The sequence below is a fragment of the Pseudoalteromonas sp. HM-SA03 genome (assembly GCF_002289345.1).
Lineage (GTDB): Bacteria > Pseudomonadota > Gammaproteobacteria > Enterobacterales > Alteromonadaceae > Pseudoalteromonas.
This window is the reverse complement of record NZ_NSDG01000039.1, coordinates 12,746-39,370: the sequence shown is the minus strand read 5'-3', so window position 1 is coordinate 39,370 and position 26,625 is coordinate 12,746. Positions and strand designations below refer to the sequence as shown.

Sequence of the window (26,625 nt, the reverse complement as noted above, 5' to 3'; positions counted from 1 at the left end):
CTTATATGAAAGTACGGCAGTTATTTTTCACGGCGATTTTTGCGCTTGCGGTTTCAGCATGTACGGGGCTTCCTGATGGCATTAAACCAGTTAAAGACTTTAATGTTGAGCGCTATACAGGTATCTGGTATGAAATTGCGCGATTAGATCATTCATTTGAAAGGGGGATGCAGAACGTCACGGCGACTTATAGTCAAAACCCAGATGGTTCAATTAAAGTCGTAAATAAGGGATATGTGACAGAAGAAGGAGAGTGGAAAGAAGCGATTGGCAAAGCCAAGTTTGTTGCAAATGATGAAATAGCACATCTGAAAGTGTCATTTTTTGGTCCGTTTTATGGCAGTTATGTGGTATTCGAGTTAGATGAAGATTACCAGTATGCATTTGTTACTAGCTACAATCGTGATTACCTTTGGTTGCTTTCTAGAGCGCCTAAAGTGTCTGATACCGTGATGAACAAGTTTAAAACCATGTCTGAACAATATGGCTTTAATACCAGTGAACTTATCTATATGAGGCACGAACCCATTCGAAAAGAATAGTGTAAACCCCCTTTACACTGAAGTTCCTTTTATGGGTATTTTAACTTGTCAACAGAAGGGTGGCTGTATGTGAGTTGAGTATAAGTGTCTTATTCCTGTAGGAAATGGTTAATAAATCATTCAGTCAACTGTAACAGGATGACTTCACACTGTTGCACGCTTTACAAAAAATAATACTTAGGAACTGGAGTAACTCATGAAGCGTGTAGCATATTCTCTTATTGCAGCGGCAGTTGCAATGGCACTTACTGCCTGTGATGGTGACGATGGAGCACAAGGTCCTGCGGGTCCTAAAGGTGAGCAGGGCACTGCTGGCCAAGACGGTGCAAACGGTACTAATGGCTCAAATGGTACAAACGGCACAAATGGACAAAATGGTACTGACGGACAGGATGGTCAAAATGGAGCAGACGGCCAAAATGGTCGTGATGGTAGTTACAGCGTACCAGGCCTTGTTCGCATCGCAACCGTCCCTGCTGGTGCTGAAGTAACAGGTCTATTTCTTTCTGAAGGGGGAGACTTGTTCTTCAACGTTCAGCACCCAAATGACACCAACACAGCCACTGATAAGTTCAATAGTAAGCCTTTCAATACGGGGACTGTCGGTGTACTAACCGGCGTGAACTTTAATAATCTACCTGCAAATATTCCAAGTGCGCCAGTTCCAGCTTCGACCATGGAACAACAAACTGTGATTTCTGCGATTGGTCAATATCAAATTCTAGGCCAAACAGGTGATACATTCGAAAACCTTGGCACTAAGGGGTTAGCGGGTGGTTTGGGTGTGCATTACAGCATCTCAACGGGTGAAGAAATTATTAAAAATGATAACCCTGATTTCAATGGCTATATTCCAGTAGATGCAAATACAGGTTACCTATTCACAAACTGGGAAGCGTACCCAGGTGGTGTCAGTCGTTTGAAAATGAGTAAAGCGACAACGGGTAAATGGTCAATCGAAGAAGCGATGATGGTAGACTTCGACGGTGTGAAAGGCACAGCAGCTAACTGCTTTGGCTCCGTATCACCGTGGGGTACACCGCTGACTTCGGAAGAATGGATCGTCTGGTCTGAAGTTGACTCAACGCAAGATCCACAGTGGAACAACCCTGCTGAAACAGGTAATGACACGATGGAAGCGTTAATGGCACCTGATTTCCCTAATCCTTATCGCTACGGTTACATTGCAGAAATCAAAAATCCTACAACCGAAACGCCTGATGTTGTGAAACACTTCACAATTGGTCGTTATGAGCATGAAAACTCAGTTGTGATGCCGGACCGTCGTACAGTTTATTCATCACAAGATGATACCGGTGGCGTACTATTTAAATTTGTTGCAGATCAACCAGAAGACTTAAGTGCTGGCACCCTTTACGCAGCAAAGCTAACTCAAGATGCTGGCCTTACCGATCCGGCTGTAACTGGCTTTGACATTAGCTGGGTTGAGCTGGGTAGCGGCAGTAATGCACAGATAGAAACTTGGGTGGCTGAATATGATGGCATCAATGAAACTGACTACGTTGAAGGCCAAACAAGCTATCTGTCTGTTGCTGATGTAAAAGCGTGGGCAGAAGGTGCTGCTACTTATCCAACAGTTGCAAACGGTGGCGGTAAAGTAACGGCAGGTAAAGCGATGGACAACCGCGCTATCTTCCTAGAGTCTCGTCAGGCTGCACGCCAAAAAGGTGCGACGGCTGAATGGCGTAAGCTTGAAGGCTTAAGCATCAACCATAACCGCGTACTTGAGGCGGTAACTGGTCAAGATGTTGTTGCCGGAGAGGTGGTAGATAAGGCCTATATGTATATTGGTATTTCTGATATCGACAACACCATGATTGATGGCGAAGGTGACATGCAGCTTTCTGCGCGTGTTAAAGATTGTGGCGGTGTATATCGTGCTCATATCGATAACAACTACAACCTAACTCGCATAGAACCAGTTGTCATGGGTGCAACTTACCGCTCTTCACTAACTGGCGCTGAGCGTTGTGACGTCAATCAACTTTCACAGCCTGATAACGTAATCGTTATGCAAGATGGTCGTATTATCATTGGTGAAGATGGCTTCCAAGAAAATAACACGCTTTGGCTATATGACCCTAAAGCAAAATAATTAAGTAGTAGCAGCGCACTTTATGGTGCGCTGCTTTTTTTTAGCAAAATTTTGGAGTCATAAAAATGAAATACGTTAGCCTAACTCTAGTGGCATTGGCGAGCGTAGCCTTGTTTGGTTGTAATGATGAACAGACTCAAGGGCTAACCAATACCACACTTATGTCGGCGCAAACTACAGCACCTTACAAACAGGGTGATGACATTCCTGCGACTGCATTTATGCAACACAATGAAGTCTATAACGCCGAATCAGTGATCCCGCCTCAGTGTTACACCAAAACGGATGGCGTGAATAACCCTTGCTATGCTTGCCATCAATCATATGATGAAAAAAACCGACCAAACATGATGCGCGATGCGAATTTACAAGGTGCCTATGAGTTTTCCGATCTGGGATTTAAAAACCACTGGAAAAACCTGTTTAAAGATCGCTCTGAACTTATCAAAGGTATTTCAGATCAAGATATTACTAACTGGGTCAATCAAGATAATTACACCCCTTTCATCGAAAAGCTAAAAAATAATCCTGACTGGAAAGGTGAGATCACCCCGCTTAACAACTTGGCATATCCTGAAAAAGCGTTCGATGACCAGGGTATAGCAAAAGACGGCAGTGGCTGGGTGGCATTCAATTATAAACCTTTTCCTAGTACTTTTTGGCCAACCAATGGCTCTACAGGGGATGTCATGATCCGCCTTGCTGACGCCTTCAGAGAAAAGGGCGAAACGTATAATCAGGACGTTTACCTTGCCAACTTAAGCCTAGTTGAAATGGCTGTAAAGGGGCTTGACGAAATATCAACGCCAGTGATTTCTGAATCGCGAGTTGGCGTAGATTTAAATGGTGATGGCAAACTCACGCAGATCACTAACATGCTGCGTAGCAAACGTTACCTTGGTGATGCCAATACTATCGAGCTGGCTCATCAGTTATATCCACAAGACACCGAGTTTTTACACACTGTTCGGTATATTGGGGTGGATGATAATGGTCAAGTATTTAATGCGCCAAGAATGAAAGAAGTGCGCTACATGAAGAAGCACAACTTTAAATCCAAGCAGTCACTCGGTGCTGCCTACTACAGAGAAGCAAAAGAAAAATCATTCGAAAATTATCCACAAACGCTTTATTTGGGCGACCAAGGGATCAATAACAACTTCGGTTGGACGATCAACGGATATATAGAGGACAAAAATGGTGCACTTCGTCCGCAACATGAGCAAGAGCTTGCATTTTGTAATGGCTGTCACAAAACCATTGGCTCAACCTATGACCAAACCTTCTCGTTTGCGCGTAAGGTTGAAGGCAAACTGGGTTGGGGTTATATCAATTTAAAAGAGATGCAAGATGTACCTAACAAAGGCGAAGAGCAGGGCGAATTCTTGACCTATATGATGCGTGTTGGTGGCGGTGATGAGTTTAGGCAAAACCAAGAGATGCTTATGCGCTGGTTTAACGAAGATGGCACGGTAAACAGCAAAAAAGTGCAGTCTGCGAAAAACCTTTATGAATTGATCACACCATCAAAACCACGTGCGCTGGCGCTGAATAAAGCCTACTTGACCATTGTCAAAGAGCAAAGTTACCTATTCGGTCGTGACGCCACCATAGTAAAAGCGCGTAACGTGCTTGAACAAGTCGATGATTCTCAGCAGCCTTTAGAGGCAGAGCACCGATATGTATGGGATATGCAGCTGGATTGGAATAAAGCCGAGTAAAATATATTCAGGGTAGGAACACTTCCTGCCCTGAATTGATAAAGGCGCAAAGATAAGGGACTGACATTGATAACCTGCCATCACCCTAAAAGGTCGTTTCAAATTGAAATTGCACGCTAATCTTTTTATCACAGCATAGAGCGCTATAGACCTTGAAGGTAAGATAAAACTTAAGCTCGGAGCAGAGCTGAGTTACTCTTCTTGCTTTCTGGATCAGAATTTAACTAACTAATAGTATTCTTTTAGCACTTAGATCAGGGTTTTACTAAGCTAGTCCGAAAACAAGACTGCCAGATCATATTTTTACCAACTGATTAAGCTAATTGGTTTCATTAGATCACGATTTTACTAACCTCTCTTAGTTTGAGTTAGTAAATTTGCGGTGTATAGCGTGATTATTGCTGATATTTTATGCTAAATGATGTGGTTTCAAAGAGTTAACAAAGAAATGTTAGTAAAATAATGATCTAAAAAGGCGCCATTAGTGGCGCCTTAGTTAAAATATGATCCAATACAGCGTACTGAGCAGTATACCGATAATGACTAGGTAAAATAGTGATCTGAAGTAGCTAGGTTTGGTCGCGAAGATAGCGACAAGTAGTAATACAGCCAAGGTCATATAACCAATAAACTCTAGGCTGCCGTAGGCTCCCTGAGTCTTAAGAGCAAGTGCTAAGCTGCCGCCAAGGCAGAGCCAGCTGGCAATGGTTAATTGGTTTGTTATGTTTCCTTTTGGGCGTGTACCAAATACTTCCTTATAGTGATTGGGTTTTGCTACTGCAAAACCCATAAACGCAAGCAGACAAAGTAAAAACGTTAGCCATTCCATTAGGCATTTACCTCGCGTTTTGCTTGGCGACGTGGTGTCGCTGGTGCTGCTTTGGTATTGCCGAGCTTTTTAGCTTGAACCAAGAAACCGATAGCGATACCGATAGCCATCACATCAAAACCAAATAATACCCACTGACCATTAATTAAGTAGCTCACGAGGTTTCCATCAGTGGTTAACATGTTTACGACAGGCAGTAGGCCCCATACGATTGCATTTACTTTTGCAGATAGCAGCCACGCCAGCCTATCCGACTTAAAGAGAGCGGCTAGAGTGAATACTCCCCACGTAACAAAGAACGCTAAAACTTCTTTGTCTGCACGTCCTACTAATTCTGTTGGAAGCAACCTGTTTGCATAAAAGAACATCGCCGTTGCGGCTGGCAGACCCATGATAGTGCCTAAATTGAGCGACTCCACAAGCCTAAGGCCTACACCCGGCTTGTCATCACCTTTAAGCTTTTGGCGCAGTCTTTTTGCCCACATAACAGCACCCGTTGCAATCATGGCACAACCCGCTAATCCAGCGACAAAGTATAGCCAACGTAATAGTGGCTCTGCTAAACGCCCGGTGTGCAATGCTATCATTCCGCCATAGAGGTTTTCAGCGCCAGACAGCGTCACATTGTGTGTTTTTAACAGCTCACCAGATGCCGCGCTATACATCCAACTGGGCGGATCATCCTGAACAGCGCGTTGAGCATTGGCATAAAGCTTAATCGTTGCACTTGCATCCCCCGGCGATGAGATCACAATGCGGCGAAGCGGTGCGTCGCCAGAGTTAGTAAAATAATGATCTAGCGCTGTATCTAATGCGATACTCTTCAATGGTTGTCCTGTTTCAGGGGTTGCAGCAAGAAATGGATAGCGTTCGGCTCTAAGCGTTTTTGTATCTTCAAAGCGCTGTTCGGCGGGCTGTGGCAGTAACATAAAAATAAGCGTCACTAGGCCGGTGTAAGTGATCATAATATGAAACGGTAATGCCACAACGGAAGAAACATTATGAGCGTCAAGCCAACTTCTCAGCCCTTTCCCGTTTCTAAATTGGAATAGATCTTTGAAAATGCGCTTATGGATCACCACGCCTGAAATAAGCGCAATCAGCATAAACAGAGTCGCAAAACAGACAATCCAACGCGCGGTGATCGCGTTCATGTAATGCAAGTCAAAATGCAGACGGTAGAAAAAGTTACCGCCTCTAGTCTCCCTAAACTCAGGAAGTGCTTCCAGCGTTACTGGGTCGAGATACTCAGAGTGGCGTTTTCCTCGTCTTTCCCCTTCGGCTGGCTTTTCGGAGTACATTAATAGCAGGCTTGGGCGACGCTCTGTTGGCATTTCAACACGCCAAGACTCGGCGTTTGGCGCTATATCTTGAAATCGTTCGATACTCTTTTTGACCGTTTCATTTTGTTGAGTGCTATCGTAATGAGGTAGATGGTGCGTTGCTGGTTGCGCCCACAGGCTGATCTCATGTCTGAAAAAGCTCGCAGTACCGGCAAAAAAGATTAAAAACAACAACCAACAAACGAGTAAACCAACCCAAGTGTGTAGCCAAGTCATACTGCGGAAAAATGACTCTCTCACAGGGAGCCTCCGAAATGCGTCAAAGTACCGTAAAGAATACAAAGTAGTCCGATCATGCCAAGAAATACCTTTTTAAAAGAACGACATCCAAACACCCAAATAAAGACAATGGCGTAAAAGACGATGCCAGTTGTTAATGCATATAACAGCGCATCTAGGCGCGGAGTAGGTAAAGTTAAAGCCAATAAAGATGAAGCTAAAACAGTCACGTAATAGCCGCCGAAAATAGCGATGAAAAAGCGTGCAAGCACTTCAGCTCTGTACAAAATAGCCTTATTATTTGTGTTATCCCGACTAGGCATAGCACCCCTTTAAAAGACAGCAAACGTAATAGAATATTATCCAATAATTTGCATCTAAATGATAGTGATTCGCACTTGTTTTAAGTTGAGTGGAGTCGTTTTAACGACTAAGCACTTTAAGTTTTGTTGGTTAAATGGGGTTTTGAATATGGCTATGCCATAATGACCCTTGGTGTCATTGGGTAAAATAAGTAAGGAAAGATGGATATTTTTGAACGTGTTAGGCAGTGCAAGCTTTGTGATAGAGCGCTTCCCATGGGGGCAAAACCCATCATCCAAGGCAGCGATAAGGCTAAAGTCTTAATTATAGGCCAAGCGCCGGGTTTAAAAGCACATCAAACCTGTCAGCCGTTTAATGATCCAAGTGGAGATAGATTGCGAGACTGGCTCGGTGTCAGTCGAATACAGTTTTATAACCCTGAACTATTTGCCATTATGCCAATGGCGTTTTGTTACCCTGGTAAAGGGAAGTCTGGAGATTTACCACCGCCTAAAATTTGCGCGCCAACATGGCATGCTCAGGTATTAGCGACACTCGGCCAGATATCATTAACGCTACTTATTGGGCAATATGCACAAAAATGCTACTTAACGCAGTATTCATCAGTAACTGAGATGGTAAAAAATGCTGACTTTTCCAGCCAAAGTCATTTGCCATTACCTCACCCCAGCCCCCGTAATCGGATCTGGTTAAAAAAGCACGACTGGTTTGAAAAAGACATTGTACCGCAGTTAAAGACAAGGGTTTTAGCTGCATTATCATCTTGATAATACGGTAATTAAGTTTTTAATTAATGCTTTAGTATTAGGCTTTAAGTCAAAGATAGTCTGATAGGTTTAAAACTAAGAATAAAGGTCATATCAGCCAATATTTATCATCATTTAGTTGCGTAATTACGAGTATTACCTCATACTCCGTCCTGTTTACATAAAAAACACTTTTTAACATTTTCAAAGGACTTGATAATGATATACAAAACTACTGGTTGGGCTGCTGTACTCCTTTCTCTCGTCGCATTTTATCCTAGTATGCAACTTGGTGCGCTATCTGTTATAGGCTTCTACTTATGCCTGTTCTCCCTCATTATCTCAGCATTTGCGAGCCATATGGATGGACCGGTTTATTTTCGCAGCGTGATCATACTGTCTCTTGTTAACATCTTATTCGTGAATGATGGTACTCGTGCAAGTCTTTGGTTCGGTCAAAGCGACTGGGTTTATATGGGCTCTATGTACGGTATCTTTTTAGTCGTGGTGAGTATTTGTGGTTTTCTAGTGAGTCGAGACGTATTGCTATCAGCCTTAGAAGATAAGGTTGAGTAAAAAATAGGTGCACAAGCGAGAGCCTGTGCACTGGAACAGCGGTAAAATATGCTTAATTTTTTGCTATCGACTGGGCTACCGTTGTCGTTGGGCGACCAATCAATTGACTGAGCGTATTACTCTGAGTTGCCAAAAACCCTTGTTGCGCTTGTGCCTCAGCGTCAACCAATAATGCGGCAAAAGCTGCTGGCACGCCGAGAGCAACCAAGTGGGCCAAATATGCTTCGTCAGATACAAACTTTGCTTTTACTTCAACTTGAGTATGCTTTGACACCGCTTGTGCCAAACCTTCAATTGTAAATGCGTTATCGCCAGCCAGCTCATAGACTGAATTATCATGGCCAGCGCTACTTAATATGGTGGCAGCAGCCAATGCGTAGTCTGCACGAGCAGCACTGTTGATCTGAGCTTGCGGCGCGATTGAGGTAATCGCATGATTTGCTGTAAATACAGGTACTAAATCAGTGTAGTTCTCGTTATACCATCCATTTCTCAGCATGCTATAAGCCACGCCGCTTGCTCTCAAATACGCCTCTGTTTCTTTGTGCTCTTTAGCCAGCTCTAGTGGTGAATTGTCCACATTCAAAATGCTGGTATAGGCAATTAAGCGCACTTGGTTTTTCACTGCGGCGTCAATAACTGCTTTGTGTTGAGCTGTTCGGCTTCCGATCTGATTGCCTGAGATCAGCAGCAGTTTTTCAACACCTGTAAGTGCTGCGTCAAGTGTGTGCGGTTTGTCGTAATCAGCTTGCCTTACGGTGACTCCTAAATTGGTGAGTGCCTTTCCTTTATCGAGATCTCTGACTAGAGCCACAATGTGTTTGGCTGGTATCTTTTGTGCCAAAAACTCGATAACTAATTGACCTAATTTGCCTGTTGCGCCTGTGATTGCGATCATGATGTATACCTCTTTTGAAAATGAGAATGTATTGGATGTGGCTATTATGCGTGGTAATTTTTGTTATCATAAGTGGGTTAATTCGATATGGTGAGTTCTGAAATTGAGTACAATAGACTTAAATGCATTAAAACTATTAGCAATATTTGCAACGGTTGTGGATGCGGGAAGCTTTGCTCAAGCTGCGCGAAAGCTCGCGACTAGCCGTTCTAGAGTGAGTGAACAAGTGTCCCAGTTAGAGACCATGCTGGGTGTTCGACTACTGCAGCGTAGCACGAGGCAACTCACGCTAACGCGAGAGGGGCGTGACATTTTGGCTCAAGCGCATTCATTGCACGCTATTTTGGATGATGTTGAGGTATTGCTCGATAACAAAGAGCCTCATGGTATGGTCTCAATAACCATGACACACGACACCGCACATAAGTTTCTGTTACCAAAACTTTCTGAGCTCACGGCGCGATATCCGAAGATCCAATTAAATATCATCGTTGATGATGACAAGCGCGATATTATTAACGACCAAATAGATCTCGCCATCAGGGTTGGCTTTCCTAAAGACAGCGCACTGATTGCAAGGCAATTACATCAAGAATGTTTTAAGCTCTATGCAAGTCCTAAACTGATAGCATTGCATGGTTTACCAAGCAAAGACACACAGCTAAACCAGCTACCTTGGTTACTGTTAGAGCAGGCTAAATCAACGGGGATGACGCAGTTTTATCGCAGTGGTGAAGCCGTAAACTTTACACCAACTCAAGTGCATTGGTGCAATTCCCCTATGCTGTTACAACAAATGACAGTATCAGGGTTAGGAGTTGCGCAGTTATTGCCTTCTACTGTGAAGCAAGAAGTTGAACGCGGGGAGTTACAAATGATCTGTCCAGAGCTAAGTAGCGAGCAACTGGTGTTTTCTCTCGTTTATCCATCACGTAAACAAATTCCGCCTAGAACACGGGCGGTGATTGACTACCTATTGGAAGCGAACCTGTTTGGATAGCTTTGGTTCTTTTTAATAGAATGATGTGTGATATTTTTACTAACTTAATTTGAGTTTAAAAATAGCCAGTTAGAACATCCCTTATCCAAACCTCAGGCTAATTAACATCATTAAACCGAACAGTACAATGGCATCAGTATTATCTTTATTTGGCCGAGTAGGGCTATCAGCCATTTTTATACTGGCTGTGATTAATAAAATCCAATACTTCGAAGGTAATGCTGCTTACATGGCTTCAAGTGGATTACCAAGCGAGCTGCTGCCATTGGTTATAGCCTTTGAATTGATAGGAGGGCTTTTCATTCTTGCGGGAGCATTTACTCAGCTGACAGCAATTGTATTTGCAGGGTTTAGTATTGTTAGTGCGTTGCTGTTTCACTTTGATCTGGCCGACCAAATGCAGTTCTTAATGTTTTTTAAAAATATTGCAATGGCTGGTGGCTTTCTCGCACTTGCCGCGTCAGGTGCTGGTAAATTCAGTATTGATAGTAAGCTCGTAGAGAGTAAGTAATTACAAAATAAAAGCGCACAAGGTTGGGACCGTGCGCTTTTAGTTGTCCTGTTAAGCCTGCTTAAATTTAATTTGCGCGACAAAAAATAATGCGAGCGTTTGTGTAATTAGGACGGCCGCATGGAGGTAAACTGGAAAACCCAAGGCGGCATCCATGGTCGAAAGTGCCAACTGGGAAATATGGAAAGTGGGTAACAGCCAAGCAAACCATTGCATTGCTTCAGGAAATAGCGTGATAGGCAGCCACAGGCCAGAAAGCAACGAAAGTGGTAGGTAAATTAAGTTAACCACCGCAGGTGCCGCTTTTGCTGACACTGACAGCCCAACTAACAGCCCTAACATACACAAAGGTAAGGTGCCGAGCAGGGCAATGGCAATCACGAGTAACCATTGAGCTAAGCTTAAAGACACGCCAGAAAATAATGCCAGCAAGCTCATTAGGCAAGCTACGAGCAATGAAAAAGCCGTCGCACTCACACATTTTGCGAGCAGATACTGATAGGGAGAAACGGGAGAAAGCTGCTTGAGTATCAACCAACCATTTTGCTTTTCAAGGGCGACGTTAACGCCAAAGGAGAATAGCGCAGGTCCTATCATGCCAAATATCAGATAATTGATATACATATAGTTATGGGTGTCATGATGACTGAACACCACGCCGAAGAAAAGATAAAACAAGCAAGGAAATAGTGTGGCTGGGATCACAAAACCCTTACTTCTAAATGTGCTCAAAAGTTCAGTTTTGCTTTCAAGTATAAAGGATGCAGTGTTTATCATGGCTAAGCGCTCCTAGCATTCATTAAGGCTAAATAAGCTTCTTCGAGGCTCATTGGGGCTACATACAAATTGCGGATAGAGAATTTTTCTAATACCTGCTGCACAATATGGTTTGGCTCATCCGTCAAGATGGTGAATTGCTCGCCTTTAACTTGCAGATCTATCATAGGAAATGCGTTAACCAGTGCAGCAGCAGGCAGGTCGCTGGTGAACTTGATTTGTGAGCGACGATAGGTGTTGGCAAGCTCAGGTATGTCGTTAAGCTTGGTACATTTTCCTTCTTTTAACACTAACAATTCATCCGCTAATGCTTCTGCCTCGTGAAGATAGTGTGTGGTAAGAAGTACCGTTTTATTTTGCTGTTTTAATGTGCGTATGGCCTGCCACAGTTGTTGTCTTGACTCTACATCCATACCAACACTGGGTTCATCCAAAAAAACAATGTCGGGATTGCCTGCTAGCGCAATGGCCATAAACAGCCGTTGCTTTTGGCCTCCAGATAACGTGTCGAAAGTTTGTTCTAAAAATGGCGCTAATTGGCAGAGTGAAATTAACCGATCCAATGAAATTGGGGTTTGATGGTAACTTGCAAATAACGCCAGAAACTCCCTCACCTTGGTTTGCAGAGGTAGCCCGCCTAACTGCATCATGGCACCTACGCGCTGGCGACAAAAGTCAGACTCTGGCTGATGACCAAGAACAGAGACTCGTCCTGATGTGGGTCTTAGTCTGCCAAGCATTATATTGATCAGGGTGGTTTTTCCTGCGCCATTTGGACCAAGAATGGAATAAACCTTACCCTGTTCAAGCGTAAGATTTAGGTCTGCTAATATTGGCTTCGTATTGTTGTATGCAAAACTGATATTTGATAACTCAATGGCGTTGCTCACCGTCTTTGCTCCTACTGAACTGTACGATTTGCAGTATGCGCAGCTTTAAGGTGAAGCGTGAGTGAGGGTTGTCAGGAAATAAAATGACAAATGTCAGAACTTAAAGAGAGAACTCACAGGCGTAGCAACACCTGTGAGTATTCAAGTACTACAGCCCCGTCATTTTTGATAAATGGGTAGAAAGGGCAAGTTGGATTTTAGTGTCAGGGGCCTTTACAGTAAACAAAGCTTCTTCAAAATCGCCTTTTGAAAAGCTATCGTGAATGTTATTCGACAGTGCATAAGGCTCACTTGGCATGCCGGCAAATGGGAAGATCATTCGATCCATGCCGCCATCACCGTCCTCGTCATGGATCACGTGGATCGCATACTGGCCTGCTGGCACACCTTCAAAAGTGACCGTCGTGGTAGGAGTTTGCGGTGTGGCAATTAGCTTGCGAAAAAAGTGAGCGTCTGGATCATTCACATTTTTATCGCTGTGGTAGTCAGCGCTGTTGTCAAATAACAGTACTAGCATTTGACCATCGGTATTGGTCACATCAGTGATCTCAACCGTAAGATTCGTTGGGGGACCTGCAACCGTGTTTACGCTTACCGGACTAGTTGAACTACACGCCGCAAGTAGTGCCAGCGCAAACAATAAAATTAGGGACCTCATCCTTTGCTCCTATTAAGGGTTAAACTGTAGCTCCACAAGCTTGTCAGATAATTATGTAAATACTGTTAAAAATTGTTAGATTCGAGCGATGTTGAAGACTGTTCTGACCAGTATGGCCACGCGCTGTAATAGAACGGAACAATCATTAGATGTAGTAGGATGAAATAGCCAAATTTGGCTAACTTTATTCTCGCGTAGGTTTGGTAGGCTATCCATTAACTAATTGCGCTGAACTGACTTCGCTTTCAGGTGAAGCTAATTGTCGATTTAAAGCTTCTTTAATTCCCGACAGATTAAGTGTTGAAATCGAATTGAATACTTTATCTCTAAGCTTCATGATGACCTCCAAAATAATCAGCGCCACGAATGTTTTGGTGGGCGACATTTACTGAAGGAAGCTCATCCAAGCCGTCGGCATCGTTACGCGCAGTAATGATTGCGATATCGCTAGGAGTCGTAAGGCCATGTAGATTAGCGTATTCACACGCGTCAGCGAGAACGTCCTCACCATTTTTTGTGGAGAGTTTCATCAATGCCATACAAGGCTTACCTATGGCACGAGATTTAGCATTAGCTGTTTTGCTGTACCACTTAGCGACCAATTTTTCGACGGATTCACCAGTATTTTTAGCCCACTTCAAATTGGCATCTTTATCCATACTTTTATAGTCAGCATGCCCCCATCAGCTCGTCTTTCACAACGTGCGTAGCAATGAGTGTACCGTTTACAAAACCATAACTGCTCCATTAAATGAGACTGTACAGATGGAAAATCCCGTGTTCCGGGACCATTCAACATTTAAAAATGGAACAATGAGTGACAAATGAATGAACCACTTAATGCGAAGGTGACACTTGGAAGCTCTGATTATCGTGCGTTTCTTAGATCACTTAAAGAGTGGTCAGAAATATCACAAGCTTTGGCGAATAAAGATGCAGACATTGAGCGGTTGAACAGTTTGGTAGAGGATTTAAAAACCGAAATTATAAAAAAGACAAATCACTTCAAATGATTAAAGGTTTGAGACCGAAGGAGCACGCAATTTTTCTTCGCAATGAATACAAAGATATGCCTTTGAAGCAAATTGCTAAAATAGTAGGGGTTAGTAGGCAGGCGGCTGTTTCAAAAATACATAAAGGAGCACAGTTAAATACGCTCCTTTAGCTGTACGATGCTGTTTTGCGTGAGCATCGTTATTTAATGTTTTTAAGGCCTTAGTATACGCGGATATCTTCAATCATCGCTATCTCCAGACAATGCTTTACTCATAAGAGTAGCATTATTTCTTAGGTTGTCTAAGTCACTATCTTCCCTAACACCATCTCTAATTGATGGGGAAAGTTCTATAGCTTTAGCTAAATACTTAGCTGCGCTAGATAGTACATCGATTAAACTATAGTAACAAGCCTTATTATAGTATACAAGCGACAGCTGCTTGTTGCTGTCACACACTTTCTCCGCATCTGTAAGCAGCTCTATTGCCCTTGAAGGGTTCTCAAGGTCTTTAGTCACTAGGGATTGAATTAGTAAATTTCTAAAAATATGCTCTTTAATCGTTTTTTTAAGCTCTGGTTTTACGCCATTGAAGAGGGGTTTTTCTAATAGGTCTAAGTGCTCTTCTAGCTTCTTTCGGATCCCGATTAACTGGTTTAAGCCATCTTTCAGCCTCTTCTTAAGTTTAGTGTCATTGGCTTGACGATAATCTGTAATTAAAAAATTTATGGAATTTAGTTTACTCTCAGAATTAACAAGAATTGCTAAATCCAAATCAATTGCAACACTGAGGGCTTCAAAACGTTCCACTGTTTTTTGGCTTTCATCCATCTCTTTTTTAAATGAATCGACTTCACTCCTAAAGCGGCTAATATCTTCAAGTTTAGCTTTAGCTGAGTCAGCAGCTACTTTAATTGACTGAAACGCTAGATCTGCGCTTTCTTGAGCTCTTCGCGAAATAACGAATGCAATAATACCTATTAATATAGATACCGAGCCAAGCCCACCCCCGAGCCAACTGATAATCGTATTATTCCAATCCTTCTGTTCGTTGTAGAGTGTTTGTGTTGATAAAAGAAGCAAGGCATTTTTTTTCGCTAGTTTATCTAGTTCATCAATTCGTTTTTCAAGTTTAATTAGTTTATTGCTATTGGCTGGTGGTTTCTCTGTGTTAGTTATTTCGTTAGAAGTGCCTGGGTTTAGGATGATGTTTATGTCTGAATCAGAGTTTGCCGAAGGAGTAGATAAAGCGACTGGATTTAAGTCAGTGATTATTGCTACATCATTTCTAGGTGGTTGTATATTATCGACGTGTTTAACCTCCGAGATGTTATTAATTAACCCTACAGTAGATGCGAAGCTTATCTGAGCAAAGCAGTGTGCTACAACTATAATTTTAATTATGTTTTTCATATTGCTTCAAATTGTTTTTTCTTAATATATCACAATGAATTAATGATGATAGAACATCTAATCTGTATGTGTTGATATTCTGTAAATTTAAAGCGGCTCAGTCCGCAATGACTCTTAATCAGACTGTATGCTGTTCGTTTTCAAACTTTGAAGTAATGGTCTTGGTTTAACATCCTGCATGATGGATAGCCAATTTATAAAATACCTTGAGTGCTTAATTATGATTTATTATGTTTTTCATTCTTCCAAATGCCACGTAGCACTTATCTGATTGATATATTTGTACTTTATGTATATTATCAGCAGTCAAATTTGGGGCATACACAAGAAGTTGTTTTTCATATTTTAAGGTTTAATTTGATTAGCAACGAATTTCTTAGCAGTAAAAGGATGAAATATGACCATGAAGCAAGCGTTGGTTTTTGACAGTTTTGTAGATGGTGTCAGCATTGAAGATGGAAGGGCTGTTATTAAGAAAGCTTTTAAAGCTAGCCCAGAGCAAGTTACCGCATTCTTTAATCAACAACCCATATTCAGAGCTGCACCACAACGAGTTAAAAGCTTTCAGTATATTTTAAGAGAAAAAGGTATTAACACTAAAGTTATAACGCCTGAGGTTTCACCAAGTTCAGCTACAATTGAACATGTGTACCAACTCATGCTGGATTTGAAGCGAAGTCAAGAAGTTATAGAGCAAAAACTTGAAAAACAAAATTCAATAATTTCTGAAATGCAACAAAGCGACTCCAGCTACATTAAAAAAAGCTTAAACCTCAAACTGCCTTTAGATTCTATTAAAGCCCCTGACTCAAGTGCTTTGAGTGAAAAAATAAAAGATACACTTTCTAGCTCGAATGATATTGCGAATAAGCTTAAAGATTCGATTCCAGATGTGATGGTTTCGTCAAAGAATGAAAGCTTTGCTCCTGAAGAAAAGCCAACTGGTTTTTCTTGGTGGGGGCTTTTAGGTGGGGCGCACTATGTCAGTGGATATGGTGATTTAAGAAAGGGATTAATACTAGCAGTGATATCGGGGTTATTGCCTTTATTTGCTATCATTGTTGCGATTTACACTGGCGCAACAGCTAACTCTAACCTGCAAGTAAAGCAAATCCCATTTAGCTGGAAAAATGCTTCTATAAGCCTTTTGACGACTACATTTGTAGGGATAATGTCTTATTCTTCGATCCAGTTTTTTGTTAATTAATGATGTTTTAACAAACAGGCCTCACCGTTAAATAATAGGAGTTAATTTTGTCTTGTTCGGTTGTTTCTTTTTTGCTATTCGGTCTACTAAACTGTGAAGAATCTAACATTTTCAGCAGTGATCAAGTTGCTAGAAATCATCACATATCCGTTGACAAAGTCACGTCGTACTTTCAGGAACTTAATACGGAATTAAAACAGGTACCAAATATCCAATTCTTGGAAGAAGATAAAAAGCGTCAAATTGTTGCTGATGTCCTTATATCAACTCAGAACAGAAATGATGTATCTATTGGAACATCGCTGGCGACAGTAAAGTCCTCACAATGCACAAGGTATTCAAACCCAGACTATGAACTACACTATAAAGTTACAGTTGGCTTTATCAATATGGGTTTGTTCACCTTTAAGCAAGCACACGAATATGGGGTTATAGACTCCGCTTCGTATAAATTACTCGAAGCGATAGAAAGCGGAGAGTGTGAAAATAAGTATTCTGAATTAGCTAAATTAAACGAGGTTGTATCAGCTTTGGGGGAACACTTTACATTAATGAACACCACTATGTCTGATAACTCTATAACATCTAGGGAAGACGAAAAGATCGGAACAGGGAAATGGCGGGAATTAATGGAAGGTTTAACAAAGGCTAAAAAAAATAAACTGATACGAGTAAAAGCTAATACTGAAAAGAAGCATAGGTTTTACTGGGATGAATATTTTGATAAAGAGTATAGTTTCGACATTCAAGTAACTGAAAAATATTCAGAGGTGATGCAGAAAGTGGGGCCAACTGTTAAAGCAGTAGAAAATTACTGGGGAAGTATTTAGCATCACTTACCAGAAAAAGTCGGTTGGCAGAGGTACTACGGTTGAAGGACAGATTGAACTAAATAGTAATGAAGTCTTTAGCATATCTTCAAGTACTAACAATAGTGACATTACTGAGCTTGCTGCTGATGAAACTGTCGTATCAAAGGGGAGGTCAGTAGAGGATATCGATGTAAAAACTGCATTTGGTTCACAAAAAGCGACAGGGATAGCCGACGGTATCCTCACTCAAATAGACAGTCGCAGAGCTGCTCTAAGTGCTGAACAGAGTAGCTCAAGTTCAACAATTTCCAATGTAAGCGTTGCTTAAACTTCACCTAGCAACTGAATCCGCTCGATTTATAAAGTACAGCTCTGATCTCAATTCGGAGCTGAACATGCCTAAACATAAAACAGTATTTATTCGGGCAGACTTGAAAATGATGAAGAGCAAACGTTGCATGAGCTTGACCCAAGCCAAGACCTTGATCTCTTCGACAGATGATGTAGGCTTTTTGGTCCTTGCCGGACAGTCAATTAATGAAAAAATAGCGCATATGGGGACATTTGTGATGAATACTCAAGAGGCGCTTCACCAAGCGGTAAGAGATTATCAACAAGGGTGCTTTGGCGATAGTGTATAGGGGGTTTACATGGGATTATTAATCGAAGGTCAATGGCACGATAAGTGGTATGACACAAAAAATAGCCAAGGCAAGTTTGAGCGTGAGTCTGCAAAACTCAGAAATTGGGTAACGGAAGACGGCAGTGCGGGACCAACGGGTAAAGCGGGTTTTAAAGCAGAGTCCGGACGCTACCATTTGTATGTTTCCCTTGCATGTCCTTGGGCTCATAGAACGCTCATTTTCCGACAGCTTAAACAACTAGAGGTGCATATTGATGTGTCGATTGTTGACCCCGATATGTTAGACCAGGGTTGGCGCTTTACAAGTCAGCGCCCAGAAGTCGGTGATCGTCTGTACCAGCTCAATTTTATGCATCAACTGTATACTAAAAACGACCCAAGTTATTCGGGCCGAGTCACGGTGCCTGTCCTTTGGGATAAACAAACGGAGCAAATTGTGAGCAACGAATCGAGTGAAATCATTCGTATGTTTAATCGTGCGTTTAATCAGATAACGGGAAACGAGACCGATTATTACCCAGAGGCACTACAGCATGAAATCAATGAAATAAACCAATTTGTTTATAAAAACATCAATAATGGCGTGTATAAAGCTGGATTTGCGACAACACAAGATGCTTATCACAATGCGGTAAGCGCGTTATTTAAGGCGCTAGATAAGCTTGAAGCAAGACTCGCTGCGCAACGTTTTCTTGTGAAAGGACAATTAACGGAAGCCGACTGGCGATTATTTACGACTCTCATCCGTTTCGACAGCGTGTACCATGGCCACTTCAAGTGCAACATTAAGCAAATCGAAGATTACCCCAATATTGCTGCGTATGTGCGTGACTTATATCAACATCAAGGTATTGCAGATACGGTTGATTTCTACCATATTAAAAGGCACTACTACTTTAGCCATACGATGATCAATCCAACCCAAGTGGTGCCAGAAGGGCCAAGCATTGATTACCACCGTTTTCATAACCGTAAAGGCATCACGTTGTAAATAATCTTAATACCTATCCTGAGTTTAGGTTAAGTAATCTTTGTCTTTGTTTCTATTTGGACTAGATTTAATAATGTGTTTGCTTGTAGTTGCCTTTTGTGCTTAAGTGCGAATGCATTTTAGGTCTTTATGCCTAACAGTCAGGCCACTGTCCAAGGAGAAAATGTGTCTTCTTCCAATATTGCTAAGGGCGCTATTGTACTACTGCTCGCTGTGATGGTGAGCGCCATCTTATATTTTGAAAATAGTATCCATCGCGACCTTAACGAGAACTTTTACCAGCGGTTAGAGCAGGTTCATTCGGCACAAAACAATATTTATTTGGGAGAGATCGACGATAACCGCCGGTTTCTTTATTTTCTGCTAGATACCCCCCCAATTCAGGGGATCGCCAGAGCTGAAAAAAACGATGGTATCGACCCTCAAGAAAACACTCAACTTGATGTTTGGCGGGCACGGTTAAGTACGATTTTTAGGTCAATGTTATATTCGTATGATGGCCTTAACCAAATCCGCCTACTTGACGCTCATACAGGAGTTGAGGTGGTTAGAGTTGAGCGACAGCTAGGGCAGGTTATTGCTGTACCCGATAGCAAACTACAAGATAAGAGCGAAAGTGATTACTTTATCCAAGCACTGCAACTGCCAGAACGCACTATCTATTCCACAACAATCAACCTAAATCGCGAGCACGGACAGCTCGTCACGCCTTTTCAACCAACCAAACGCTTTACTCTACCAACTTACGATATAGATAACGACTTGTTTGGTATATTGGTAATCAATACCAATGCTGAAAAGATGATAGAAAGGATTGTCTCTCAAGCACCTGGTATGCAAAAAGTGATGCTTTTAGGTGCAGATGACTCATTTATTTATCACCCAGAGTTTTCGCTACGATACAGCAAAGACGTAAACCCCGAAGTCAACTTTCAAACATTATATCGCGTGACGCCATGGTCTAATAAGATCCAGCTGGTGGAAGAAAAACAGACGGGGGAGCAGTTTTTAGCGCTTATTAACAAGGTTGAAGGGGCTAACTTTAATAACTTAGAAGTTAAGCTCGTTAATCTTATCCCTTTTGCTGCTTATCAGCAGAGCCTCAATGAAAAACGGTTAACCACCTATATTTTACTCGCGATTGCCTGCGGTGTATTTGCTCTAGTCTTTTTTGCATTTTGGCAATATACCCATAGTTTACGTGCGCTCGATTCAACGCGAGCAGAGTTTAAGGCGATTTTGGATGGCGCATCAGATGGCGTGCTTGGTTTTGATAGCAACTTAAAGCTCACCAGCTTTAATGAGTCGGCACAGCGCTTCTTTAAGCAGCTGAATAACAGTCGTTTAGGTAACAACTCACAGTTTTTGCCAGAGGCTGTGCATGAGTTTTTATTTCACTATGCCAATATGGTTTTACAGGGCGAAGTGGTGGAGTCTAAGTCGTTACAACTAGACTTGAATGCCCATGAAAACATCTGGCTTTCACTTAGTTTGTCTCCGATCTACGCGGGAAATGGACGCATTCAGGGGGTCGCACTATTTGTTGAAGACATCACTGTGAAAAAAGAAGCGGAAGCACAGTTAGTTGGTGCAAATGAACGACTAGAGCAAGAGGTGAAGGAGCGCACCAAAGAGCTGGTGGACGCTCGGGATAAAGCAGCGAAAGCGTCAGAAGTGAAAAGTGCATTTATTTCCACTATCAGCCATGAAATGAGGACGCCCCTCAATGGTATTTTAGGGTCACTAAATTTGGTGAGGAAAGAACCAGTTACTAAGCACCAACATAAGTACCTAGAAATGATGGAAACGAGCTCGACTACGCTCTTGTCGTTAATTAACGACGTACTGGACCTGTCGAAGATTGAGGCAGGTAAGCTAGACATTGATAATGAACCATTCAACCCGCTCTCTGTAATTGAACATGTCGCGCTTTCTATGTTGGCTAAAACCAAGGAAAAAGGGATAACTTATATTTTGGACCAAACTGGTTTAGCGCATATTGAGCTATGTGGTGATGCGGCGCGCGTTAAACAAATAATTTATAACCTCCTTAGCAACGCGATTAAATTCACTAAAAAAGGTCATGTGAAGTTGACTGTCATCACAGAACAATTAGACGACACGGTATGGCTTAAAGTCACAGTGGAAGATACTGGGGTTGGAATTGAAAAGGCGAATCATAACAAGCTATTTCAATCGTTTAGTCAAGAATCTGCTAATACCTCAAACGAGTTTGGTGGTACTGGCCTTGGACTCTCCATTTGCAAGCAACTAGTCGAAAAAATGTGCGGCCATATTCATTTTGAAAGTGAAAAGCTTAAAGGTAGTAAGTTTTGGTTTGAATTACCGTTTTCTAGTGCGCAAACTAAGCCCATCAACGTGCCTGAAATATTGGCAGGCAAAACAGTCTCTGTGTTCAGCAAAACAAAACTGGAGTCAGATACTATCGCTAAGCTTATCGTTAAATGTGGTGGTAAGTACCTTGATAAAAAGACACAGAGTGATATATGCATCATTACAAATGAGCAAGATTATATTCAAATGAAGTCGGCTCCAAATCACTTTGAAAAACTCATTTTAGTGGGGGATGAGTTCCAAAATGTTAGCGATTCCGACAATATTTTGCACATATCCGATCCTCTGCGAATTGGAGAATTTGTCGCGCTATTCGACTTAAACAAAGCAATTCGATTACAACCTAGCTTGAAAAAGTCAGGTGAGGCAGTCGCGTTAAGTGGCAACTTGGTCGCGGGCTGTCACTTCTTGGTGGTAGACGACAATCAAATCAATAGGATTGTGGCAAAAGGTATTTTGGAAGGACAGGGGGCTAAGGTGAGTTTCGCCGTTGATGGTCAAGATGCTGTGAATAAATTACTGTTATTTGAGCATCAAGAGATTGATTTTGATGCCATCTTTATGGATTGCAATATGCCAGTAATGGATGGTTATCAAGCTACAAGAGCGATCCGTCAAGGTCAAGGTGGTGATAAATACAAAGATGCAATTGTTATTGCGATGACTGCCAGCGCCCTCGCTGGTGAAAAAGAGCGTTGTCTTAATGCGGGAATGGATGAGTTTGTGACAAAACCTGTGGTCGTCGAACAGCTATTTGACGTACTAGATGCACTAGGTGTACATGCGAAGGATGATGATTCTGTGCTTATTCAACCGTTTGAGAGCGTGGCAGAAGAACAAGCAAGCCTGCCGATAAATGAAGCTATCGTACTTGAGCGCCTCTCTGGAGATAGAGAATTACTTAAAAAAGTGTACACCTTATTCTTGAACGACTCTGAAAATCAAATGCAACAGCTTAGATTGAGTATAAAAAATGGTAATTGCGACGCATCAGCAACGTACAGCCATGCACTTAAGGGTCAAGCTGGTGATTTAGCCGCAGAAACACTCTTTGACTTACTCGATAAAATAGAGGTTTATGCGTGTGAACACCAAACGGGACAGTGTGAATCACATTTCGAGCAGGCGCAAAGTGAATACGATAAAGTCGTCGTATTTGCGAAAAAACGCGTGAGTGAGCTAGAGCTCGTAGATATCAACAATGGTTAAAGTGAGTGAAGCCTAGAAGTTAATAATGGTGAGGCGACTCACCATTATTAACTTCTAGGCCAGTCGTAATCCATTTGGGTTGCGGTTTTTCTTGCAATAGATTGCCCAAAGCGTTTTTTCACCAGCTCTAAACTCATATCGATACCTGCCGAAATACCCGCTGAGCTAGTAAAATTCTGATCCATGATAAACCTTACGTCCTCAACGACTTCTAATGAGGGATATTGCTCTCTCAAATCGTCGATATCCTGCCAGTGGGTGGTGACTCTCTTGCCATCAATAAGGCCTGCTTCGGCATATAAAAATACACCGGTACAAACAGATGCGCACTGAGAGGTATGGTTTGCTGTTTCTGCTAGCCAATTAAGTACGTTGTGATCCCCACAAATTTGATGGTGAAGTCCGCCGACAACGATGAGCAAATCAAACTTTGGATGCGAGTAGATACTGTAATGGGGGTTTACACTCATGCCGCCACGCGAGGTAACAGGAATATGACTTGGCGCGACAAGGCTGACATTAATCGGCGTTTCGATAAATCGCTTTGCAGTGTTGAACACTTCAAGCGGGCCGCAAAAATCTAAACACTCCGCACCGTCATAGATAAAAATACCAACTTCCATTATTTCTTTCCACAGATCAGTTTTTTACTAACTTGGCTGATTTTAGTTAAATTTTCAAGGTAAATTGTAACAACCCATGAAAAAACTCCACCCACTGTAGTTTTAGTGTCTTTAAGCTACTATGAACTCTAGCTTTTCTGCTCCATCGCAGAGAATCTTGTTTCTCCCGCAAAGCGATTGCACTTTTAGAGACGATCCGTAATATCTTACCCACGATAACAACAAGCGATGAAACAATATGTTCAAACCTTCCATCACATTATTAAGTGCAGCCGTATGTTTAGCCCTTGCGGGTTGTGCGGGCACAGCAGACCAAACTCAAGAACCAGCAAAATCACTGCAAAGTAAGCAATACGATAACGTGCTTTTGCAGGAGTTTTCAGGTCCTTATCAAGGCGTTCCTCATTTTGACAAAATGAAGCTTGAAGATTTAGAAGCTGCGCTTGAAATTGGTATGGCTGATAATTTGAAAGAAATCGAAGCAATAGCCAACAATCCAGCTAAGCCAACTTTTGAGAACACAATTGTTGCACTAGAAAGAGCAGGTGCTGCTCTGGATCGCGTTTTTACCTACTATGGTCTTTGGAGTTCAAACATTTCAAGCTCAGAGTTTAGAGAAATCCAATCGCGAGTTGTTCCTAAGTTTTCAGAGTTCAGCTCTAAAATCACCCAAAATCAAGCGCTTTTTGAACGTGTAAAAGCAGTCTATGAAGGTGCTGAATATAAAAAGCTAACGGCAGAAGAGCAGCGTATTACTTGGATGCGCTATAACGGCTTTGCTCGCAATGGTGCGACGCTAAAAGGTGAAGATGCTAAGCGTTACGCAGACATTAATCTTGAGCTATCAAAGCTACATACTAAATTTGCAAACAACGTCCTTGCTGATGAAGAAAACTACGTGGTTTACCTCACTAAAGACCAGTTATCAGGTTTGCCTGAGTCGTTTGTTGCATCTGCAGCGGCTGCTGCAAAAGCGCGCGGTAAGGCGGATATGTACGCGATTACCAACTCTCGCTCTTCGATGGATCCATTTTTAACCTACTCAACAGAGCGTGAGTTACGCGAGAAAGTATGGAACAACTACTATAACCGCGGCAACAATGGTGGTGAGTACGACAACAAAGCGATTATCTCTGACATCTTAACGCTTAGACATGAGCGCGTTAACTTACTTGGTTACGATAATTATGCGCAGTGGCGTCTTGAAGATCGCATGGCGAAAAAGCCTGAAAATGCGATGGCGCTGATGAAAAAAGTGTGGCCAGCTGCAATAGCACGCGTGAAAGAAGAAGTTGCTGATATGCAAGCGATCGCCAACAAAGAAGGCGCTGATATCACCATCAAGCCATGGGATTACCGTTTCTACGCTGAGAAGGTTCGCCAAGCTAAGTATCAATTGGATTCAAACGAAGTTAAAGCCTATTTACAGCTAGATAATTTGCGTGAAGCGATGTTCTATGTAGCAGGCCGTCTGTTTAACTTTGAATTTACCGAAGTGCCAAAGGGCTCGGTGCCTGTATTCCACCCTGACGTTCGTGTATGGGAAGTAACAGACAAAACCACTGGTGATAATGTCGGCCTTTGGTATTTAGACCCGTTCGCACGTAAAGGTAAACGCTCAGGTGCGTGGGCCTTGTCATATCGTAGCCATACAACATTTGATGGTAAAACAAATGTGCTTAGCTCAAACAACTCGAACTTTGTGAAAGCACCAGAAGGTGAAGCGACCTTAATTTCTTGGTCAGATGCAGAAACCTATTTCCACGAGTTTGGTCACGCGCTGCATGCGCTTTCATCAAACGTGAAGTATCCAAGTTCAAACTCTGGCGTGCGCGACTACACTGAGTTCCAATCTCAGTTATTGGAGCGTTGGTTGGCGACGGACGAAGTGATCAATCGTTACTTAGTTCACTATAAAACAGGCAAACCTATGCCTAAAGCGCTAATCGAGAAAATCAAGAAGTCAGCAACCTTTAACCAAGGTTTCGCGACGACGGAATACCTTGGCTCGGCTATCATGGATATGCTTTTCCATACCACAGATCCTGACAAGATTGGTGACCCTGTTGCATTCGAAAAGTCTCAGTTAGGTGCGCTCGGCATGCCGGACGAGGTCGTGATGCGTCATCGTACGACTCACTTTGGTCACGTATTCTCAGGGGAAGGTTATTCAGCGGGTTATTACGGTTACCTGTGGGCTGAGGTATTAACTTCTGATGCTGCAGAAGCGTTTGCTGAAGCGCCAGGTGGCTTCTACGATAAAGACGTTGCACAGCGTTTAGTGGATTACCTATTCTCAGTTCGCAACTCAATGGATCCAGCGCAAGCGTATCGCAAGTTTAGAGGTCGTGACGCTGAAGTTGAAGCGCTGATGCGTGATAGAGGCTTTCCTGTAGAGAAGTAAAAAGTTTACTCTGCTATTTGGATAATAAAAAACCCCTTTGTATCAAGCCAAGGGGTTTTTTATCAAGCTTTAGCTTTTGGATTTCGTGCCGTCACCAAATAGGGATTTAAGGCCGTCGGCAAATTGCTTTATTTGCGCTTTCATCGAGCGCTTTACACTAACTTCAATGCTACCCAAAATCATTCTGCCGTGAATATAAATTCGTGGACGCTGTTTCACCTGTCCTGCAGATGCAAGTGTATTTCTTGTGTTTTCTACTGAACCCATAATATTACGAATATCGGTGACGACATCGACCGTGTCTGGTACAAAAATTTCGTCACTGCCTAAAATGCAATCTATATAAATATGTACTTCAGGGTGACTAAAAATTGCGTTGCTAAAATCTAGTTCCAAGCTGCCAAGGTAATTTTTTAGGTGGATCTCTTTAGGTACAACCCACTCGCCACTGCGATGGTTGGAACTAAGTATAGAGGTAATGTTTATTGCCTCAGCATCATCTACGCTTGAGGTAAACTTTGGACCCATACGAGCGGCTTTTTCGCTGTGGTATCTTGCATCCGATTTGAGCGGTAAATCAGCACTAAGCGCTGCAATTTGTTCTTGCTCGTTCAGGTCGTATGCTTGATCTAATCGTCTCTCGAATGCATCAGCTGAAAGCTCACCGTGGCTGTAATTTAGAATTAACTGGTCAATCACCTCTTCCCTGACGGATTCGAGAGGTCTATCTTTTAATGGTACAGACATATGGTTGGTTCCGTTCTCTTGATTTATGCTTATAGAAGCAACAACTAAGCCAATATTAAATCATATATAAAACAAAT

26 protein-coding genes are annotated in these 26,625 nt (G+C 42.3%); 15 read left to right on the top strand and 11 right to left on the bottom strand.

Annotation, left to right across the window (positions count from 1 at the left end):
* The first annotated feature begins 5 nt into the window (after positions 1-5).
* From CKO50_RS07480 to CKO50_RS07470, 3 genes are all read left to right on the top strand, one after another.
* Entirely contained in the window at positions 6-542 is a 537-nt protein-coding gene (locus CKO50_RS07480; protein WP_095727641.1) for a lipocalin family protein, read from the top strand.
* Positions 543-738: 196 nt separating this feature from the next.
* A complete protein-coding gene (locus tag CKO50_RS07475) occupies positions 739-2,658 on the top strand; it encodes an alkaline phosphatase PhoX (protein WP_095727640.1) in 1,920 nt (639 codons plus the stop codon).
* Positions 2,659-2,723: 65 nt separating this feature from the next.
* Positions 2,724-4,379, top strand: a complete 1,656-nt coding sequence (locus CKO50_RS07470; protein ID WP_095727639.1) for a hypothetical protein — start codon at positions 2,724-2,726, stop codon at positions 4,377-4,379.
* 496 nt (positions 4,380-4,875) lie between these two features.
* On the opposite strand, the gene CKO50_RS07465 is transcribed toward CKO50_RS07470, so the two are convergent.
* Genes CKO50_RS07465 through CKO50_RS07455 form a run of 3 tightly spaced genes read right to left on the bottom strand, consistent with a single transcriptional unit; the run spans position 4,876 to position 7,093 of the window.
* Positions 4,876-5,208: a DUF3325 domain-containing protein gene (locus CKO50_RS07465; protein ID WP_095727638.1), complete on the bottom strand. Its 333-nt coding sequence runs from the start codon at positions 5,206-5,208 to the stop codon at positions 4,876-4,878.
* A complete protein-coding gene (locus tag CKO50_RS07460) occupies positions 5,208-6,791 on the bottom strand; it encodes a PepSY domain-containing protein (protein ID WP_095727637.1) in 1,584 nt (527 codons plus the stop codon). Before CKO50_RS07460 ends, CKO50_RS07465 begins: the two co-directional genes overlap by 1 nt.
* Positions 6,788-7,093, bottom strand: a complete 306-nt coding sequence (locus CKO50_RS07455) for a hypothetical protein (protein WP_010605602.1) — start codon at positions 7,091-7,093, stop codon at positions 6,788-6,790. Before CKO50_RS07455 ends, CKO50_RS07460 begins: the two co-directional genes overlap by 4 nt.
* Positions 7,094-7,294: 201 nt before the next feature.
* Here CKO50_RS07455 and CKO50_RS07450 point away from each other — a divergent pair, with 201 nt between their 5' ends.
* Positions 7,295-7,861, top strand: a complete 567-nt coding sequence (locus CKO50_RS07450) for a uracil-DNA glycosylase family protein (protein WP_095727636.1) — start codon at positions 7,295-7,297, stop codon at positions 7,859-7,861.
* A gap of 198 nt (positions 7,862-8,059) precedes the next feature.
* A complete protein-coding gene (locus CKO50_RS07445) occupies positions 8,060-8,416 on the top strand; it encodes a hypothetical protein (RefSeq protein WP_095727635.1) in 357 nt (118 codons plus the stop codon).
* Positions 8,417-8,468: 52 nt separating this feature from the next.
* Here the strand turns inward: CKO50_RS07445 and CKO50_RS07440 are convergent, their stop codons facing one another.
* Positions 8,469-9,314, bottom strand: coding sequence for an NmrA family NAD(P)-binding protein (locus CKO50_RS07440; protein ID WP_095727634.1), 846 nt, complete (start codon positions 9,312-9,314; stop codon positions 8,469-8,471).
* Between the two features lie 103 nt (positions 9,315-9,417).
* On the opposite strand from CKO50_RS07440, the gene CKO50_RS07435 reads away from it, so the two are divergent.
* Together CKO50_RS07435 and CKO50_RS07430 are read left to right on the top strand one after the other, a co-directional pair.
* Positions 9,418-10,314 (top strand): LysR family transcriptional regulator, encoded by an 897-nt coding sequence (locus CKO50_RS07435; protein ID WP_095727633.1) that lies wholly within the window; start codon positions 9,418-9,420, stop codon positions 10,312-10,314.
* A gap of 127 nt (positions 10,315-10,441) precedes the next feature.
* Entirely contained in the window at positions 10,442-10,825 is a 384-nt protein-coding gene (locus CKO50_RS07430) for a DoxX family protein (protein ID WP_095727632.1), read from the top strand.
* Positions 10,826-10,876: 51 nt separating this feature from the next.
* On the opposite strand, the gene CKO50_RS07425 is transcribed toward CKO50_RS07430, so the two are convergent.
* The 4 genes from CKO50_RS07425 to CKO50_RS07410 all read right to left on the bottom strand — a co-directional run bounded on the left by CKO50_RS07425 (position 10,877) and on the right by CKO50_RS07410 (position 13,791).
* Positions 10,877-11,602, bottom strand: coding sequence for an ABC transporter permease (locus tag CKO50_RS07425; protein WP_095727631.1), 726 nt, complete (start codon positions 11,600-11,602; stop codon positions 10,877-10,879).
* 2 nt (positions 11,603-11,604) lie between these two features.
* Positions 11,605-12,492 carry an ABC transporter ATP-binding protein gene (locus tag CKO50_RS07420; RefSeq protein WP_095727630.1) on the bottom strand — a complete coding sequence of 296 codons (888 nt, stop codon included), beginning with the start codon at positions 12,490-12,492 and terminating at the stop codon, positions 11,605-11,607.
* A 148-nt stretch (positions 12,493-12,640) separates the two neighbouring features.
* A complete protein-coding gene (locus tag CKO50_RS07415; RefSeq protein WP_095727629.1) occupies positions 12,641-13,150 on the bottom strand; it encodes a DUF2141 domain-containing protein in 510 nt (169 codons plus the stop codon).
* Between the two features lie 326 nt (positions 13,151-13,476).
* Positions 13,477-13,791 (bottom strand): hypothetical protein, encoded by a 315-nt coding sequence (locus tag CKO50_RS07410; RefSeq protein WP_141240129.1) that lies wholly within the window; start codon positions 13,789-13,791, stop codon positions 13,477-13,479.
* A gap of 183 nt (positions 13,792-13,974) precedes the next feature.
* On the opposite strand from CKO50_RS07410, the gene CKO50_RS07405 reads away from it, so the two are divergent.
* Together CKO50_RS07405 and CKO50_RS25070 are read left to right on the top strand one after the other, a co-directional pair.
* On the top strand, positions 13,975-14,163 hold the full coding sequence (locus CKO50_RS07405; protein WP_095727627.1) for a hypothetical protein: 189 nt from the start codon (positions 13,975-13,977) through the stop codon (positions 14,161-14,163).
* Entirely contained in the window at positions 14,160-14,315 is a 156-nt protein-coding gene (locus CKO50_RS25070; RefSeq protein WP_095727626.1) for a sigma factor-like helix-turn-helix DNA-binding protein, read from the top strand. Before CKO50_RS07405 ends, CKO50_RS25070 begins: the two co-directional genes overlap by 4 nt.
* 69 nt (positions 14,316-14,384) lie before the next feature.
* Here the strand turns inward: CKO50_RS25070 and CKO50_RS07395 are convergent, their stop codons facing one another.
* The gene (locus tag CKO50_RS07395) at positions 14,385-15,557 is read right to left on the bottom strand and encodes a hypothetical protein (RefSeq protein ID WP_095727625.1); all 1,173 of its coding nucleotides are present in this window, start codon (positions 15,555-15,557) and stop codon (positions 14,385-14,387) included.
* A gap of 397 nt (positions 15,558-15,954) precedes the next feature.
* On the opposite strand from CKO50_RS07395, the gene CKO50_RS07390 reads away from it, so the two are divergent.
* The 5 genes from CKO50_RS07390 (at position 15,955) to CKO50_RS07370 (ending at position 22,774) form a co-directional block, all read left to right on the top strand.
* Entirely contained in the window at positions 15,955-16,764 is an 810-nt protein-coding gene (locus tag CKO50_RS07390) for a hypothetical protein (RefSeq protein ID WP_095727624.1), read from the top strand.
* Positions 16,765-16,811: 47 nt separating this feature from the next.
* Positions 16,812-17,594 (top strand): hypothetical protein, encoded by a 783-nt coding sequence (locus tag CKO50_RS07385; protein WP_095727623.1) that lies wholly within the window; start codon positions 16,812-16,814, stop codon positions 17,592-17,594.
* Between the two features lie 377 nt (positions 17,595-17,971).
* Positions 17,972-18,217 (top strand): pirin-like C-terminal cupin domain-containing protein, encoded by a 246-nt coding sequence (locus CKO50_RS07380; RefSeq protein WP_176474625.1) that lies wholly within the window; start codon positions 17,972-17,974, stop codon positions 18,215-18,217.
* A 9-nt stretch (positions 18,218-18,226) separates the two neighbouring features.
* Entirely contained in the window at positions 18,227-19,210 is a 984-nt protein-coding gene (locus CKO50_RS07375; protein ID WP_095727622.1) for a glutathione S-transferase family protein, read from the top strand.
* A gap of 165 nt (positions 19,211-19,375) precedes the next feature.
* Positions 19,376-22,774 (top strand): ATP-binding protein, encoded by a 3,399-nt coding sequence (locus tag CKO50_RS07370; RefSeq protein ID WP_095727621.1) that lies wholly within the window; start codon positions 19,376-19,378, stop codon positions 22,772-22,774.
* A gap of 47 nt (positions 22,775-22,821) precedes the next feature.
* Here the strand turns inward: CKO50_RS07370 and CKO50_RS07365 are convergent, their stop codons facing one another.
* Positions 22,822-23,397 (bottom strand): DJ-1/PfpI family protein, encoded by a 576-nt coding sequence (locus CKO50_RS07365; protein WP_095727620.1) that lies wholly within the window; start codon positions 23,395-23,397, stop codon positions 22,822-22,824.
* A gap of 238 nt (positions 23,398-23,635) precedes the next feature.
* Between CKO50_RS07365 and CKO50_RS07360 the strand changes: the two genes are divergently transcribed.
* Positions 23,636-25,801, top strand: a complete 2,166-nt coding sequence (locus CKO50_RS07360) for a M3 family metallopeptidase (RefSeq protein WP_095727619.1) — start codon at positions 23,636-23,638, stop codon at positions 25,799-25,801.
* A 69-nt stretch (positions 25,802-25,870) separates the two neighbouring features.
* Here CKO50_RS07360 and CKO50_RS07355 read toward each other — a convergent pair whose 3' ends face one another.
* Positions 25,871-26,548: a LiaF domain-containing protein gene (locus CKO50_RS07355; RefSeq protein ID WP_095727618.1), complete on the bottom strand. Its 678-nt coding sequence runs from the start codon at positions 26,546-26,548 to the stop codon at positions 25,871-25,873.
* Positions 26,549-26,625 lie beyond the last annotated feature (77 nt).